This window comes from Sorangium sp. So ce128 (genome assembly GCF_051525245.1).
Taxonomy (GTDB): domain Bacteria; phylum Myxococcota_A; class Polyangia; order Polyangiales; family Polyangiaceae; genus Sorangium; species Sorangium cellulosum_B.
Genome location: NZ_CP150313.1, coordinates 2,048,301 through 2,063,626, shown reverse-complemented (window position 1 = coordinate 2,063,626; position 15,326 = coordinate 2,048,301). Strand labels below are relative to the sequence as shown.

Below are 15,326 nucleotides of genomic sequence, written 5' to 3'. Positions count from 1 at the left end.
ATGGTCCTCGCAAGTAGTTGATATAAAACGCATTTTCGCGGACTGCAGGCGGCGCCACGGCCGCTCCCGAGGGGCGCCCGGCCGTCGTCGCGGCCACCACGGCGCGCGCGCCGCGCGGGGTGCGCTGCTCGCCGGAGCGCCGTGCGGCCCGCTGGCACGAAGGGTGGATAAGCCCCTGACGGGGCGCGGGCCAAGAGGCGCTCCGAGACCGCAGCCGATGACCCCGATAGCCCTTCGCCCCGCCCCGCGCTGAGGCTGCAGCACCCTTCAAGGAAGGAATCGCGAACATGAGAGCCAGTAGCTTGATCTTCTGTGGAGCCGCGGCCGCCGCCATCGTCGGCATGGCGCCGTCGGCGCACGCCCAGGACACGTACCCTCTGGAGCCGGCGATCAGGTACTCCGTCCGCCCGGGCACACCGGAATCGGTGGGTCTGTCCAGCGCCCTCCTCGACCAGGCGGTCAACGAGCTGGAGAATGCGGTGGACGACGGGGATATCAATGGCGCGGTCCTCCTGGTCGCCCGCCGGGGCCGGGTCGTGCTCCACACCGCCGTGGGGACGAGAGACGGCCTGAACGAGGACGATCCGAGCATGCCCTCGGTGCCGATGCCGCCCGATGGGATCTTCGATCTCCAGTCCATGACCAAGCCGTTCACCGTCTTTCTCGCGATGAGAATGCAAGAGTCCGGGGATTACCCGGGGTTCAACATCAACAACACGGTCGCGACGTATTTCTCGGAGTTCGCCGTCTCCTCGGTCAACAACAAGAGCTCTGTCACGATCAAGGATCTGATGAGCTACGTATCGGGGGAGGATATCGACTACTTCGACGACACCAACCCGAACGGCCTCTTCGACGACGCCGACCCCTGGCACTCGATGCTCGACGCGCCGCTGGCCCACCCGCGGGGGACGAAGGTCGTCTACAGCGATCTCGGCTTTCGGATCCTGGGCCACGTGCTGGAGACGGTCGGCGGCGACTCGCTCCAGAACCTGATGAAGACCTACATCTTCGACCCGCTGCAAATGAATGACACGGGCTTTCAGCCGTGGCTCAACATGCCGGAGAAGGAGGATCGCTTCGTCGGCACGGCGTGGTCCGCGGCGCGCGAGCGCTATCTCCGGGGCGAGGTGCAGGACGAGACCGACTACTTCCTCGAAGGGGACGGCCCGGACCCGGCCGAGCACCTCACCGGGTGCGACGGCCTGTTCTCGACCGCGAGCGATCTGGCGAAGTTCGCCCAGATGTTGTTGAACCGGGGCAAGCACGCCTACAGCTGCAACCAGTGGCCTCTCAACCTCTGCATAGCCACCCTGCTCCCCGCCCAGGCCGTGCTCGACATGACCACGACCCAGACGGGCTCGCTCCACCTCAACAGGTCGGCCTGGACGTACTCCGAGAACCTGATCTACTCGCGCAAGGGGTACGGCTGGGAGATGTGGGACGCAGGCACGTGGCCCGGCGGGGAGTCGACATCGACCGTCGCCTACAGCAAGACAGGCGCCGCAGGGACGCTCATCGTGGTCGATCCCGAGCCGAGCCGCGAGATGTTCACGATCCTGCTCACGAACCACGGGCTGCCGAAGTACGACCATTTCACCGTCGACCCGGCGACGGGCAAGATCTCCTGGGAGGAGTTCGACTGGATGCTCGGTGACATCCGGGCCAACGAGGTCATGACCAAGGTCCATGGGTCCCTCGCCTGGTGACCCGGCCCGCGGAGACGAGGCGCGAGCCGGACCATTGCCAGGTGGGGCAAGAACGTTTGCCCTTATCGCGTCTCTGACCGTGCGGTACCACCTCCATACCAGATCACGGTGCTCGTACGAGCTCCGCAACGCGACGGCCACCCCGCTGGAGCGACGGACACCGAAAGCATGAATGGAGGCAGAGCATGGCACACGACATCAAGAGCGCACAAGGCACACTCCTCGAAGGCCAGGACGACTGCACCGCGGCCCGATCCGAAGATGACCGACGAGCTCGGTCGAGCGGAAAGGGCCGAGGCATGAGGTTTCTCACGAAGCTCAGCGGGATGATCGCCGTCCTCGCCTCCATGGCGCTCGCGGGCTGCATCGCGCAGGAGGGCGATGAGGCCCTGAGCGAGGAGGACCTGAGCGAGGAGACCGTGGAAGAGGCGGAGCAGGCGCTCCAGATCGGCCTCACGTCGGTGACCTGCAACAGCGGCTGGCCTGGTACGCGGGGCTGCTTCAAGAAGATCACGAGCGCGACGGACATCGTCGCCGGCACGATCACCGTGCAGATCGATGGCCACAACGGCGCCGTCGGGTTCAGCGCGTCCCAGACCGGGCCCCGGACCATCGAGTTCTCGGCGAGCATCCGCGAGGGCGACGCGTTCAACCCGGGGGCGAACACGACCAAGTTCCTCGTGGCGTGGATGCGCCAGTAGCGGCGGGACCAGGACCCGACCCAGGTCGGCGGCGCGGCGCAGCTTTGCCGCGCAGGGCCAACCCGGGTCGGGTCCCACAACCCCGGGACGGACGTGCGCGGATCAGGGGACGGAGCGGCCGACCGTCTCGGCCTTCGCCCACATCTGCGCGAAGCCTTCGGCTCCGCTGTAGAGCCGGTCGATGAGCTGCTCTCCGCCCGGAAGCGCCTCGACGTGCTTGAGGAAATCCGGGAAGAGCCCGATGTGAACGACCCCCTCCTCGTTGTAATCCCACGAGCGGCTCCCCATCCGGGCCCTGGGGAAGCTCGAGTAATCGACGCACGCCTCGGCCGCCGGATCGACGCACCGGTACACGATCTCCATGGCCTGCGTACAGAACGCGCGCGTCGCGGCCTGGACGCCGGCGCGGCTGTACTCGTCCGGAGTCGGCGCCTTGTAAGAGCAGGACGTCTTGTCGTTGCAGGCGCGGCCGACGAGGCCCGTCAGGTTTCCGCTGGTCTGGATGTCGAGGCAGCCGATGCGCGCTGAGCGCACGTCGATCTCGGCCCCTGTGCACCGGAGCTGCGCGGGCGGGTGGTTCCAGGCGTCGCCTGGCACCGTCACCACCTGGTCCCGGGGCGCCTGGCACTCGGGAGAGCGCGGCATGACGACCATCCCGTTGATGTCCGAGCCCAGGGTGATCTGAAGCGGCTTGCCGCCTGACGTGATCGCCGCCACGGCGGCCGCGTTCCGCAGGAAGGTCCGTGCATCGGAGTCGCCGAAGCCGACGCCCGCGAGCCCGCCGCGCGCGGCGAGCTCGGTGTACTGGGCGTTGGTCCGGCCGTTCTCGTTGCCGCTCGAGCCGCGGAGCCCGTTGTGCCCCGAGACGAGCGGATACGCGCCGCCGGGCGTCGTTCGGGTGAATGCGAGCACGTCGCTCACCATCCGCTGCGACATGTGATCGATGTCGATGACCATCCCGAGCCTCATCATCTCGTTGAGGGCGACGCGGCCCATGGGCAGGAGCCCCAGCCGGTTCTTGTGGCCTTCCCCCGGCTGGCAGCTCGGGAGCGGGATGTGACCGCCGGCGTCGCCGAGCTTCATCAGCTTGAAGAGGTCGTTCCCCGACTGGATCTGCTTCGTGATGCCCTCTCCGCGGGAGCACTCGAGGTCCCACCATTTCCCCGTCTGGAAGCGGTTGGCGCGCGCTACCTCGTCCTCGTAGGCGGCGGTCCCGCCGAACAGGTTGTCGGTGAGGTGGACCGGGAACACGTAGCGCACGCCGAGGACGTGGAGGCGCTTGATCTCCGCGCGGATCTGGGCCTCCGTGGGCGACGCTCTGTTCCACACGAAGTTGCCGATGTCGTCCAGCTCGACACCGACGATCACCGCGAGCTTGTTCTTCTCCACGATGCGCCGGAGATCGGCGGATGAACGCGCGATCTCCATCCACGCGTCGTGCTTGCCGACGAAGCGGACGAGCTCTTCGATCTGGAGATTGCCCGACGCCCTGTCGTCGACGGGCGGGTTTGCCTCGATGCCGTGGGCGAGCGTGCGGCTGTTGACGGCCAGCGCGACCATCACCCGGAGACCACCCTCCTTCGCGCGGCGGATCCAGTCGACCCACATCTGCTGGTGCAGGATATCGTTATGCGCCGGGAAGTGCGCGAACGTCGGATAGCCCACGGGGCGCTCGACCTCGAACGAGCGGATGCCGTAGGATTTCGCCATTTCCCCGAGCACGATCTGGCGGACATGATTCCCGCACTTGTTCGTTAGAAAATCGTGACCCCGGTGGGTGCTGTAGCTGGTCCCCAGCGCCTCCGCGATGCTGGCGGCGCGCCGCGCCGACGCATTGCACGTGGCGCCTGACACGCCTTGACCGCTGGGGTCGTAGATGGTCCCCGGCGCCATGAGCACGTCGACGTCGGGAGCGCCGTGGAGCACGTGCCCGCCGAAGCCGAGGTGCGCCATCGGATGGGTGTGGAGATCGGCGAACCCGCGCAGCGGTCGGCCGGGAGCGTTCAGCGCGGAATCGAAGATCGGCGAACGCCGCGCCTGCGCGCTCACGGGGCCGGGGGCCGCGAACGTCACCGCGGCCGCGGCGATCGCAATCCAGGTTGGAGCCAGCGCAGGACCTGTCATTGGGCTTGTTTTCTTCATGCCAAGTTATCCTTCAGAGGTTTGCGAGCGACGGAGTCCATGCGAGTACCCACTTCGCCACCGAGTGGTACCGCATGGCCAGTGGCGCGATGAGGGCAAATTTTCTTGCCACCCTGTCCGCGCGCCGCGCGCTCCGTCGTCACACAGGCGCTTCGAGCAGCTCGATCGTGACCTTGGCGCCGCCTTCCGGGAGGTTGGCGCGCAGGACGAGCCCACCGCTCGATTCCACCATGCCGGCCACGAAGCCGAGCCCCTGTCCGGACCCGCCCGGCTTCGGGCTCGGCGCGTCGTGGAACCCGGGGCCGTCGTCCTTCACCTCGATGGCCACCCGTCCGCCGCCCAGCGGGCGCGCGTCCAGCGTCACGCTGGACGCCCCGCGCTCGCCCGTCCCCTCGCACGCGTTGACGAGGAGGTTGAGGAGCACTCGCTCCAGCACGTCGTGCCCCCCCGCGAACAGGACCGCGGTGCGCTCCGCGCGATCCGTGACGTCGACCTTCACCGCCTGGTAGCGCCGCCGGACGACCCGGAGCGCGCCGCGGGTCGCCTCGCCGATCTCGGCGGGGGCCGTCGCGCGCAGCGCGTCGAGCTCGCGTATCGTCCGATCGCGGATGTGCCCCATGGTCGAGGCGACATCCTCGACGCTCTCGCGGAGCTGCTCCAGCTTCCGCAACATGCGCTCTGCGCTCGCGGACTCGACCCGAAGGAGCTCGCGCCGGAGGAGATCGGTGTCGATGAGGGCGGCCGAGAGCGAGGTCTTCACGTCGTGGTGTTCGTGCAGCATGACGCTCAGGTTCCGCTGCGCGCGCTCGGCGCGCAGCGTGGAGCGCGCCCCGAGCTCGACGACGCGGACCGTGCGCATCGTGGCGAGGAGCGCCGCGCTGGCGGCCGTCAGGAGCAGGAGGAAGAACAGCGACGCCGGCGCCCAGAAGTCGTCGTGTTGGCCGCCGTTCAGCGCGCGGTCGAGCACGATGAGCACGAGCGCGGAGAGCGCGTTCGCCGCCGTCGCGAGGAGCACCGCCCGGCGGACGAGCCGGAACGCGCTCACGGACACCGTGATCAGGAGCGCGGCCATATCGGGCAGGTGCAAGATTCCCGGGTAACCGTCCCAGGGCCAGAGCACGTTCGGCAGCAGCGCCAGAAAGCACAGGAGCGCGTCGAGGCCGACCGAGACGAGGATCAGGTGAGGAGGGGCATCGGTCCTCCGGCTCCGCCACCACACGTACAGCGAGGCGGCAACCGCGCCGAGGAGCAGCGGAACCTCGATGAGCGAGCGCGCGTGAGAGCCTGACGGCGTCAAACCCCCGACGGCGAGGAACCGCGCGAGGAGGGCCGCGCAGAAGACGCTCCGCGCGATCGAGGCGGTGCGCTCACCCCGCAGCGCCTCGCGCGTGATGAGGGCGTCGAGCTGCGCGCGAGTCGACGGCGCCGACAGCGCCGGGAGGCTGGCCAGCTCCGCCCGCTTGAGACTATGCGCCCCCATGAACCGGGGGCATGCTACCACACGATGCTACGCTGGCTGGTCGTGGAGGATGACGCGAGGCTCAGGCGCGCGCTGCGCGAGGCGCTCGAGGCGCGCGGCGCCGAGGTCGTCGCGTGCGCGTCGGTGGCCGAGGCGCACAGCGCGCTCGCAGGCGGGGCGTTTCAAGGGATCATCGCCGACGTGATGCTCCCGGACGGGAACGCCGTCGACGTCGTGGAGCGGGCCATGACCTGCGCTGTCGCGCCGACGATCGTGGCCATCAGCGGCTCGGCGAGCCCGGCCGTCTCGTTCCGGCTCGCCCAGATGGGCGTGCGCTCGTTCCTGGCGAAGCCGCTGCGCCTCGAGGAGCTGGAGCGCACGATCGACGACGCGCTGAGCCGGCCGCCCGATCTCCGGCCTCAGGTGCGCGCGGCGGTGGGGCGGGCGTCGATCCAGGACGTCGAGGAGCAGGTGCGCACCGTCATGGTCGACGAGGCGCTCGCGCGCGCCGGAGGAAACCGCCGGAAGGCGGCAAAGCTCCTGAACGTCTCGCGCCAGCTGCTCCAGCACATCCTCCGGCGGCGATCGTAGGAGAGGCCAGCGCCACCGCGCACGGGCCGTGAACCACGGCAAATTCCTCCTCTACCGCAAGCGGTGGCGAGCGGGACGCGCCGGGGCCGGCGCCGTCACTTCCCCTGTGTCGCCGCGAACGGGTTGAGCTCGTTCGTGAACAGGTCCTCGGCCTTGATCTGCCCCGCCTTGAGGTCGCCGTCCTTCACCAGCCAGTCGATCCAGATCTGGTATTCCCCGGCCGACAGGAGCCCGCCTTTGCCGGCGACGCCCAGGCTGGTCCAGTACTTCACCAGCGACGCGTCCTCGTTGCGGCCCCGCCGCTCGATGATCCGCTGCAAGCGGGCCACCACCTCCTCGCGCGGCGTGCTCCGGGCCCACTCGATGGCGCGCGCCGCGGCCTCCACGAACTTGCGGGCGCTGTTCGGGCTCTCCTTCAAGAATCGCTTGCTCAGCACGTAGCTGCCGGCGGTGAGCTCGCCGAACAGCTCGTGATCCGAGAACAGCGCCCGGACGCCGCCGCGCTCCAGCGCCTTGTCGCGCAGGATGTCGCCGAGGACGGCGACCTCCACCTGCCTCTGTCGAAGCGCCTGCTCCGCGCTCACCGGCGGCAGCACCACCAGCGTGACCTGCGCGATCTCGGCGCTCGTGAGCCCCTGCCGCGACAGGTACTCTTTCAGCATCAGCTCGTGGTGCGCGCCCAGCGTGTTCATCGCGACCTTCTTGCCGATCAGGTCCCGCGCCGCCTGGATGGGGCTGTCCTCGGTCACGTAGAAGCCGCTCCACCGCTTCGCGTCGATCCCGTAGCCGCCCACCACCGCCCGGAGCGGCGCCCCGGCGGCGATCAGCTTGATCACCGCGCCGTTGAACGCCTGCCCGAGATCGGTGTCTCCGGTGACCACGGTCTGGATGTCCTGCGGCCCGCTGATCGTGTTGCCGACGTAGCTCAGCTTGATCGGGGCGAGGTACCCCAGATCCTCCGCCAGCTCGGGCACCGAGACCATGCCCGAGAACCCCTGATAGCGCAGCTCCTGCACCTCGTAGTCGCCGGCGGCGCCGTCGCCGTTGCCGGGGCCTCCCTTCGAGCAGGCCGCGAGCGCGAGCGCGGCGCAGAGGGCCGCCGCGAGCCTGCGGCGTGTCGTGGCGATCGAAGATGGCGTGTCGAGCTCTCGCATGGTGGTTGTCTCTCCTCGGCCGTTACTCGGCGGCGGCGGGCTCGGCGGGCGCGGTGCTCGCCGCCGCCGCCGCGCTGGACGTCCTGCGCGCCACGGCGAGGAGCAGGCCGAAGAACACGGACAGGAGCAGAAACATCGTTTGGAGCCCCAGGCTCCGGCCCAGGAGGCCGCCCACGGTGCTGCCGAACAGGCCACCGGACGGCCCCACGAGCGCCTGCAAGCCGGCCACCTTGCCCCGCCCCGCCCGCGCGCCGATCCGGGCGATGCGGGTGAGGTTCGCGATCTGGAGGATGCCGAGCCCGAGGCCGAGCAGCAGGCCGCCGGCCCGCAGCGGCATGAGATCGCGCGAGAGGCCGAGCAAGAGGAGCGCGCTCGGGACGAGGACCAGGCTCGCGAGGTAGACGCGCTCGTGCCCCACCCGGCCCACGAGGCCCCCCAGCGCGAACAGCGCGAAGATGAACGTCACGCCCTGCCAGGCCAGGAGCCCCGACGCCTCGGCCGCCGTCAGGTGGGCGACGGTGACGCCGATGGGGATGATGAAGAACATGAAGAACGAGTTGATCGACTGGGCCGCAAACTCGATCAGGCACACGCTGCGCAGCTCGACGTCCTGCGCGAGCAGGGCGAGGTCGGAGCGGACGCCGGAGAGGCGGAGCGCTCGAGGGTGCGCGGACCGCGCCGTGTAAGGGCCGAAGACGATCGGCGACATGAGCACGGTGATCAGGAACGAGAGCCCGATGAGCCGGTACGTGCCCGAGAAGCCGAGCGCCTTCGTGAGGCTGGCCGCGAGCATGGGGCCGAGCAGGAACATGCCGACCATATGCGTGCCGCGGTACCAGCCGGCCTTGCCCTCGCCCACCGTCTCGAGCTGCTTCATGAACACGGTGCTCAGCGAGACGAAGCGCATCGGCATGAAGAAGCTGATCGCCGTCGTGAAGGCCAGCAGGAACACCGGAGACGGGACCGCCGGCAAGGCCATGTAGAGGGACCCGGCCACGAGGCTCCCCAGCACGAACAGCCGCGAGGGCCCGAGGTGATCCACGAGGAGCCCGATGGGGATGCTCATCAGGAGCACCCCGACGCTCTGCGATCCGGAGATCAGCCCGAGCAGCGCCTCGTTCGCCCCGAGCTCCAGCGCATACAGCGTCGTGCTCACCTTGGCCACGCCGACGCTGAGGCCCATGACCGAGGACAGCGCCGCGAACACCAGCAGGAAGCGGTTCTTGTCGATGAAGGAGCGCAGTTGGACCTCGGTGCGCGGCGCGGATCAAGCCTGTTGATCCGCGCCGGCGAACACCCGCGGTCAGCAACCCCCATGCCGCGCCGGAGCGGGCCGGAACGCGGGGCCGAGAGCTCCCTCGCTGCTGCCGTGGCAGCAGCGGGTGGTGATCCGGTGCCCCGGCGCGAGCAGGCGCGCGCTCGATCGACCACGCAACGTTGGACCGCTACGACGGCGCGACGCGATCAACCGACCAACCGACCAACCGACCAACCGACCAACCGACCAGGCGACCAACCGACCAGACGAGCGCGCCGCCGGTAGCAGGTTTTGCACGGAACCGCCCGCGCTTTGTTGTTGCCCTCGTCATTTCGAGGGTGGTACTGGTGCAAGGCATGAAATTCTCTGCGATTCATGCATTGATCGCCGCGTGCGCGCTCTGTTCCACGGCCGCGTGCTCGTGGCAGCCGTATGGCGAGGTCCGCGTCGTGAGGCGGACGAAGGTCGGCGGCGAGCTCGCGATCCTGGGCGATCGCGAGGTGGCCATGCAGAAGGCGAGCCAGACGATGGCCACGACCTGCGGCGGACCCGAGAGCTACGAGATCGTCGAAGAGGGCGAGACCGTGGTCGGGGAAGAGTCCGTGTCGGAGTCCAGCGAGCGCCGCGAGAAGGATTTCTTCGGGCCGAAGAAGCGGAAGCAGGAGAGCACGCACACGGTGCAGAAGACCGAGTGGCGCGTGAAGTACGAGTGCAAGACGGACGAGCCGGCGGCCGCCGCGGAGGGGTCGCCCGCGGGCGACGCCGCGCCCGCGGAGTCCACCGAGGGCAAGACCGAGGGGCGCCGCGTCCACGAGGTGATCATCCGGTTCTGACGCGCGCGGCGCGCGGCGGCGACCTGTCCGTCGTGGAGCAGCAAAGCCGGCCACCGGGTCGCTCCCGATCGCGCCGGCTTTGCCATCGTGCTCCTGGCGTGCCCAGTGGTAGATCTGGTGCAGCATGGACGTTCTTGAATTGGTCGAGCGCGCGGCGGCCGCGCCGTCATTGCTGCTCGCGACGGACTTCGACGGGACCATCTCCGAGATCACCGCGGTCTCGGGCGGGGCGGTGGCGGCGCCGGGCGCCCTCGGGGCGCTGGAAGCGCTCTCGCGGGCGCCGGGCACGACCGTGGCGATCGTCACGGGGAGGACGATCCAGGACGTCGCGGCGCGCACCGCGGCGGTCGGCGCGGCGTGGCGCGTGGGCGAGCACGGGGCGGAGATCGCGACGCCGGGCGGGGAGCTCGTGTACCGGGCGGAGTCGCCGACCGAGGCGCTCGACGCGCTGGAGCGCGAGGCAGACGAGGCGGTGCGGCGGGTCCCTGCGCTGTGGGTCGAGCGCAAGCGCTGCTCGATCGCGCTCCACTGGCGGCTCGTCCCGGCGGAGGCCCGGCCGGCCGCGTTCGACGCGCTCGGGGCGTGGGCGGACGCGGCGGCGCGGCGGGGGTTCGTGGTCATGAGGGGGCGCAGCATCCACGAGGCCCGGGACGCCGCGCACGACAAGGGCCGCGCCCTCGCGTTCCTGCTGGCGCGGCTGCCGCCGGGGACGCTGGTGGTCTATGCGGGCGACGACACGACCGACGAGCCGGCGATCGCCCACGCCCGGGCGATCGGCGGCGTGGGCGTCTACATCGCCTCGTCCGAGCGGCCGGACACCGCGGTCGAGCCCGGCCTGACGCTCGATGGGCCCGGGGCGTGGATCGCGCTCCTCGAGGCGCTCGCGGCGCGGCGCGGCGGCGAGATCGGCGAGGCGCCGCGCCTCGTCTGAGGGCCGTACTCAAGTTCTCCGTTCTTGTACGTCAGAGAGAAGATCAGGAGAAGCGGTGTTGCGTGCGCGGCGCGCGCGACACGGGTGTACGGCGGGCAGATGCGGTGGGGTGGTGAGCCGGACGGCGGTGGCGCGCCTCGAACGGAGCGGAATCCCAGCTGCGAGCTCCGCCGCCAGCAAACCGAGCGCGCCGTTCGTCCATGGCCGCTCGAAGGAAGAAGTCTGATTAGCGGGTGAGCTGGACCGACAGTAGAGTTCGGCGCATGTGGACATTTCACATCTCAGCACTTCCGCTCCGCCGCACGAGCCGCGTGCAGGCGACATCGGTGCCGCTGTGCCTCGTCGTCGCGCTGGCGGGCTGTTCGCCCAGGGCCCGCAGCTTCCAGGGCTCCGGCGGCGCGGGCGCCGGCAGCGGCGGGGATCACGGGGTCGGGGCGGGTGACCCCGGCGCTGGCTGGGACGGAGAGGCCCCTGCGTGCGCGGCCGAGACGCAGGCGACCGACTGCGACGATGACAATCCATGCACCGCGGACGCGTGCACCGCAGGCGCGTGCGTCAACGTCCCGCTCGACGGCGTTCCGGCCCTGCCGTCCGGGCAGATCGCGGGCGACTGCCAGATCCTCACCTGCGCTGCGGGACAGCCGTATCCTGCGCCGGACGGCGCCGACGCGGAAGACGACGGCGACCCATGCACGAGCGACGGGTGTCAACGCGGGATCGCCACGCACGTCGTGGCTGCAGGCTCGCCGTGCGGCCAGGGCCGCGCCTGCGACGCAGCGGGCGCGTGCAGGGGCGCGAACGGCCGGGCGTGCGGCGGGCCGAGGGATTGCGCGAGCTGGAAATGCGTCGACGGCGTCTGCTGCGACACCGCTTGCGACGAGACCTGCATGGCCTGCAACGTCGCGCGGTCGGTCGGCACGTGCTCGCCCCTCGGCCCCGGAGTCGAGGACGAGCCGGACTGCGAGCTGGAGGACAAGGTCTGCGATGGCGCGGGCGCTTGCAAGCTGGCGCCCGGCCGGCGGTGTCATCGACACGAGAGCTGCGCGAGCGGCGTCTGCCGCGGGAGCGGCCGCTGCGGCGAGTTCACGAACGAATGAAGCGCGGGCGACCAGCCCCGGTGCCCCATGGGGTCGCTCATCTGGCCAGGGCCAGCGCCACCGCGTCGGGACCGGCCGGGAAACGGAGCTGCCCCGATACGTCGTTCGCGGCGCGCCACACCCCTTCGGCCACGTCGGACTCGCTCGTCACCAGCGCCGGCTGCCCGAAGGAGGCGAAGATACGCTGCGCGAGAGGCGCGTAGGCGTCGGGAATCAGGCCTTCCATGCGGGGTCCCCCGTTGCTCGTGAAGCGCGTCGTCGGGCCGTAGCCCGGCTCGACGAGCTTCACGCGCACGCCGAAGGCCTCGAGCTCGAACGCGAGCGACGCGGTGAACCCTTCGATGGCCATCTTGCTCGCGGTGTAGACGGCGACCAGCGGCATCGGCGCGAGCGTCGCGCTCGACGTCACGTTCACCACCACGCCCGATCGCCGCGCGCGGAGCTGGGGCAGCACGGCCTGCGTCATCGCCATCACGCCAAACGTGTTGGTCTCGAACACATCGCGCACCGTGCTCATCGGCGTGGCCTCGAAGGCGCCCAGGAGCCCGATGCCGGCGTTGTTGACGAGAACGTCGATGGGCCCGCTCGCCTCGAGCGCAGCCGCGATGCTCTCGGGCTTCGTCACGTCGAGCGCGATCACGCGCAGCCGGTCCGACCGAGGCAGCACGTCCTCGCGCGGCGTTCTCATGGTGGCGACGACGTTCCAGCCCTGCGCGTGGAAGTGGCGCGCGGTTTCGAGTCCATATCCCGAGGAGCAACCCGTGATGAGCACAGTGTTCATGAAGGGAAGATAGCGGCGGCGCGCTGGACTATCTATCATTGGTAGTCCACGTTTCGTTTGCTAGAGTCCGGACATGAACGACCCGCTCTCGGAGGTCATCGCGCTGCTCCAGCCGCGCGCCGTGTTCTCGAAGCGCATCAGCGGCGCCGGTCGCTGGGGGGTCCGCTACGCGGACTTCGGCCAGCCGAGCTTCTGCGCCGTGCTGGAGGGCAGCTGTCGTCTCGCCGTCGACGGCGAGCGCGCCCTGACGCTCGAGGCGGGCGACTTCGTGCTCCTGCCGGCGACGCCGGGGTTCACCCTGTCGGGCTTCGAGCCGGTGAGGCCGGAGCGCATCGACCCGAAGGTGACGCCCGCGCCGACGGGTGAAGTCCGCCACGGGACGCGCGGTGGACGCCCGGACGTGCGGCTGCTCGGCGGCTACTTCCTCTTCGACTCGCCCGACGCGGCGCTGTTCGTGTCGCTGCTGCCAGCGCTGCTGCACGTGCGCGGCATCGAGCGCCTCTCGGTGCTGGTGCGGCTCGTGGGCGACGAATCCAACGAGCAGAGATCGGGGCGCGATCTCGTGCTCACGCGGCTCGTGGAGGTGCTGCTCATCGAAGCGCTGCGGTCGACCTCGGCTGAGGACGCGCCTCCGGGGCTCCTGCGCGGGCTGGCCGATCCGCGGCTCGCGCCGGCGATACGGCAGATGCACGCTCAGCTCGCGCGCTCGTGGACGGTCGCCCAGCTCGCCAAGACCGCGGCCCTTTCGCGCTCGGCGTTCTTCGAGCGCTTCACCCGCACCGTGGGCATGCCGCCCATGGAATACCTGCTCGCCTGGCGCATGGCCGTCGCGAGGGATCTGCTCCGCCGGCACGATCTCGGGATCGCCGAGGTCGCCGAGCGCGTCGGCTACGGCTCGGCGAGCACCTTCAGCACCGCGTTCAGCCGCCACGTGGGCCAGCCTCCGGGTCGCTACGCGCGCGCGGGGTAGTCGGTGAGGGCAGTGAGCTTCGCCGAAGGAATCGCCTGTCTCCTCACGGGCCAGAGCGTCCGGGCGATTTCATTTCACGACGAGCTTCCCAGCGGACGTGACACGGGCTCAGGCGGCCGGCGCTGGACCTACCGGGAGTCGCCAGCGAGCTTTATAGGGATAGCGCGGCGGCACGCGCGCGAGCCCATCAAGCGACGCTTGACCTCCCGGAGCCGCTGAGACCACATGGCAAGCCATGATCAACGCCCCGGTGCGGGCCGGCGACGTCGTGGCGGGCAAGTACCGCGTGGAGCGTCTGCTCGGCGCGGGGGCCGTGGGGGTCGTCGTTGCGGCGGTCCACGTCGAGCTCGGCCAGCGCGTCGCCGTCAAGTTCATGCGCTCGGCCCACCACGTCTCCGCCGACGCGCGCGCGCGCTTCTTGCGCGAGGCGCGCGCGGCGGTACGGCTGCGCAGCCAGCACGTCGCCCGCGTGTTCGACGTCGGCACGCTCGAAAGCGGCGCGCCGTACATCGTCATGGAATTCCTCGAGGGGCGTGATCTCGCCGCGTTGCTCAAGGAGAGTGGGTGTCTCTCGCTCGACGACGCCGTGGAGTACGTTCTCCAGACGTGTGAAGCCGTCGGCGAGGCGCACGCCGCCGGGATTGTGCACCGCGACCTGAAGCCGGCGAACCTCTTCGTCACGGAGGACGTCAGCGGCGCGCCGTGCATCAAGGTCCTCGACTTCGGGATCTCGAAGATCAGCGGGGCGGAGCTCGCCCTCACAGAAGACGACGAGCAGCTCGGCACCCCCTACTACATGTCGCCCGAGCAGATGAGCTCGCCGAAGGATGTCGACGCGCGCAGCGACCTCTGGGCGCTCGGCGTCCTCTTGTATGAGCTCATCGCCGGGCAGACGCCGTTTCACGCGGAGACCTTGGCGGAGTTTTATGGGCGCATGCTCGCGGCGAAGCCCACGCCGCTCCACGAGCGCCGGAGCGACGTGCCCCCGGAGATCGACGCGGTGATCCAGCGGTGCATGATGCACGAGCGCGAGCAGCGCTGGAACGACGTGGCAGCGTTCGCCGGCGCCCTCGCGCCTCACGCGCCCCTGCGAGCGCGGGGCTATCCGGAGCGGGTTTGGCGGGTGCTCAACATGTCGCGGTCGTCTTCGCCGGGAGCCAGAGACGCGCCGGAGCCGCGGCGCGTGGCGGCCTCCTCGCCGCCGGCCAGCGCCGGGGCAGCAGGGTCGATCGCGCCGCGCCCGCCGGATGCCATGGCGGACACAGCGCCCACCGCGTCCTGGCGCCATGGAGCCCTATCGGCCTTCGAGGTGCTGCTGTCGAAGCCGCGCTATTGGGCTCCCCTTCTCCTCGGCGGTGCGTTCTTCGCGGGCGCTGCGCTGGCGGTGATCGCCTGGGGGGGGCGGCAGGAGGGGGCGCGATCCCCGGCACCGACAGGCCCGCCGGCGGCCTCCTTCGGGGCGTTGAACGCGGCCCCGTCTGCGCCCGTTGAACCTCCAGCTCCCCCCTCCGCGCCCGCCTCTCCCGACGCGAGCGCGAAAGCGCAGGCGGAGCCCACCTCGCCTTCGCCGGCGGCGACGGCCGCGCTGAAGGCGACGAAGCCCTCCCTGCGGGCGAAGCCCCCGGCCAAGGACCTTCTCACCCCGAAGCCCGAGCCGGCGTTCTCGTACGACGAGCGTCGCTAACCCTGGGACAACGGCG

The 15,326-nt window shown here is 70.2% G+C and carries 13 protein-coding genes; 8 read left to right on the top strand and 5 right to left on the bottom strand.

The window, feature by feature from the left end:
- Positions 1–287: 287 nt before the first annotated feature.
- Both WME82_RS08025 and WME82_RS08020 read left to right on the top strand, forming a co-directional pair.
- A complete protein-coding gene (locus tag WME82_RS08025) occupies positions 288–1,709 on the top strand; it encodes a serine hydrolase domain-containing protein (protein ID WP_438042343.1) in 1,422 nt (473 codons plus the stop codon).
- A 299-nt stretch (positions 1,710–2,008) separates the two neighbouring features.
- A complete protein-coding gene (locus WME82_RS08020) occupies positions 2,009–2,410 on the top strand; it encodes a hypothetical protein (RefSeq protein ID WP_437744905.1) in 402 nt (133 codons plus the stop codon).
- 102 nt (positions 2,411–2,512) lie between these two features.
- On the opposite strand, the gene WME82_RS08015 is transcribed toward WME82_RS08020, so the two are convergent.
- Together WME82_RS08015 and WME82_RS08010 are read right to left on the bottom strand one after the other, a co-directional pair.
- Complete coding sequence (locus WME82_RS08015) at positions 2,513–4,552, bottom strand: membrane dipeptidase (RefSeq protein ID WP_438042342.1); 2,040 nt, start codon at positions 4,550–4,552, stop codon at positions 2,513–2,515.
- 139 nt (positions 4,553–4,691) lie between these two features.
- A complete protein-coding gene (locus WME82_RS08010; RefSeq protein WP_438042341.1) occupies positions 4,692–6,032 on the bottom strand; it encodes an ATP-binding protein in 1,341 nt (446 codons plus the stop codon).
- A 24-nt stretch (positions 6,033–6,056) separates the two neighbouring features.
- Between WME82_RS08010 and WME82_RS08005 the strand changes: the two genes are divergently transcribed.
- Positions 6,057–6,602: a response regulator gene (locus WME82_RS08005; RefSeq protein WP_437744902.1), complete on the top strand. Its 546-nt coding sequence runs from the start codon at positions 6,057–6,059 to the stop codon at positions 6,600–6,602.
- A gap of 95 nt (positions 6,603–6,697) precedes the next feature.
- Here WME82_RS08005 and WME82_RS08000 read toward each other — a convergent pair whose 3' ends face one another.
- Both WME82_RS08000 and WME82_RS07995 read right to left on the bottom strand, forming a co-directional pair.
- The gene (locus WME82_RS08000) at positions 6,698–7,756 is read right to left on the bottom strand and encodes an ABC transporter substrate-binding protein (protein ID WP_438042340.1); all 1,059 of its coding nucleotides are present in this window, start codon (positions 7,754–7,756) and stop codon (positions 6,698–6,700) included.
- Between the two features lie 22 nt (positions 7,757–7,778).
- Positions 7,779–8,963, bottom strand: coding sequence for an MFS transporter (locus WME82_RS07995; RefSeq protein ID WP_438042339.1), 1,185 nt, complete (start codon positions 8,961–8,963; stop codon positions 7,779–7,781).
- 407 nt (positions 8,964–9,370) lie between these two features.
- Between WME82_RS07995 and WME82_RS07990 the strand changes: the two genes are divergently transcribed.
- The 3 genes from WME82_RS07990 (at position 9,371) to WME82_RS07980 (ending at position 11,875) form a co-directional block, all read left to right on the top strand.
- Positions 9,371–9,847: a hypothetical protein gene (locus WME82_RS07990; protein ID WP_437869706.1), complete on the top strand. Its 477-nt coding sequence runs from the start codon at positions 9,371–9,373 to the stop codon at positions 9,845–9,847.
- A gap of 124 nt (positions 9,848–9,971) precedes the next feature.
- Entirely contained in the window at positions 9,972–10,778 is an 807-nt protein-coding gene (gene otsB / locus WME82_RS07985; protein ID WP_438042338.1) for a trehalose-phosphatase, read from the top strand.
- A gap of 311 nt (positions 10,779–11,089) precedes the next feature.
- Entirely contained in the window at positions 11,090–11,875 is a 786-nt protein-coding gene (locus tag WME82_RS07980) for a hypothetical protein (RefSeq protein WP_438042337.1), read from the top strand.
- 37 nt (positions 11,876–11,912) lie between these two features.
- Here the strand turns inward: WME82_RS07980 and WME82_RS07975 are convergent, their stop codons facing one another.
- Positions 11,913–12,656: an SDR family oxidoreductase gene (locus WME82_RS07975; RefSeq protein ID WP_438042336.1), complete on the bottom strand. Its 744-nt coding sequence runs from the start codon at positions 12,654–12,656 to the stop codon at positions 11,913–11,915.
- A 73-nt stretch (positions 12,657–12,729) separates the two neighbouring features.
- On the opposite strand from WME82_RS07975, the gene WME82_RS07970 reads away from it, so the two are divergent.
- Positions 12,730–13,626 (top strand): cupin domain-containing protein, encoded by an 897-nt coding sequence (locus WME82_RS07970; protein ID WP_438042335.1) that lies wholly within the window; start codon positions 12,730–12,732, stop codon positions 13,624–13,626.
- A 235-nt stretch (positions 13,627–13,861) separates the two neighbouring features.
- Complete coding sequence (locus WME82_RS07965) at positions 13,862–15,310, top strand: serine/threonine-protein kinase (protein WP_438042334.1); 1,449 nt, start codon at positions 13,862–13,864, stop codon at positions 15,308–15,310.
- The last annotated feature ends 16 nt before the right edge of the window (positions 15,311–15,326 follow it).

Bases quoted from the DNA above. Each gene is read 5' to 3' on its own strand.
- WME82_RS07990 (WP_437869706.1), top strand. From the start codon at position 9,371: ATGAAATTCTCTGCGATTCATGCATTGATCGCCGCGTGCGCGCTCTGT.
- WME82_RS07970 (WP_438042335.1), top strand. From the start codon at position 12,730: ATGAACGACCCGCTCTCGGAGGTCATCGCGCTGCTCCAGCCGCGCGCC.
- WME82_RS08020 (WP_437744905.1), top strand. From the start codon at position 2,009: ATGAGGTTTCTCACGAAGCTCAGCGGGATGATCGCCGTCCTCGCCTCC.
- WME82_RS08000 (WP_438042340.1), bottom strand. From the start codon at position 7,756: ATGCGAGAGCTCGACACGCCATCTTCGATCGCCACGACACGCCGCAGG.
- otsB (WP_438042338.1), top strand. From the start codon at position 9,972: ATGGACGTTCTTGAATTGGTCGAGCGCGCGGCGGCCGCGCCGTCATTG.
- WME82_RS08005 (WP_437744902.1), top strand. From the start codon at position 6,057: ATGCTACGCTGGCTGGTCGTGGAGGATGACGCGAGGCTCAGGCGCGCG.
- WME82_RS07965 (WP_438042334.1), top strand. From the start codon at position 13,862: ATGATCAACGCCCCGGTGCGGGCCGGCGACGTCGTGGCGGGCAAGTAC.
- WME82_RS08010 (WP_438042341.1), bottom strand. From the start codon at position 6,032: ATGGGGGCGCATAGTCTCAAGCGGGCGGAGCTGGCCAGCCTCCCGGCG.
- WME82_RS08025 (WP_438042343.1), top strand. From the start codon at position 288: ATGAGAGCCAGTAGCTTGATCTTCTGTGGAGCCGCGGCCGCCGCCATC.
- WME82_RS08015 (WP_438042342.1), bottom strand. From the start codon at position 4,552: ATGAAGAAAACAAGCCCAATGACAGGTCCTGCGCTGGCTCCAACCTGG.
- WME82_RS07975 (WP_438042336.1), bottom strand. From the start codon at position 12,656: ATGAACACTGTGCTCATCACGGGTTGCTCCTCGGGATATGGACTCGAA.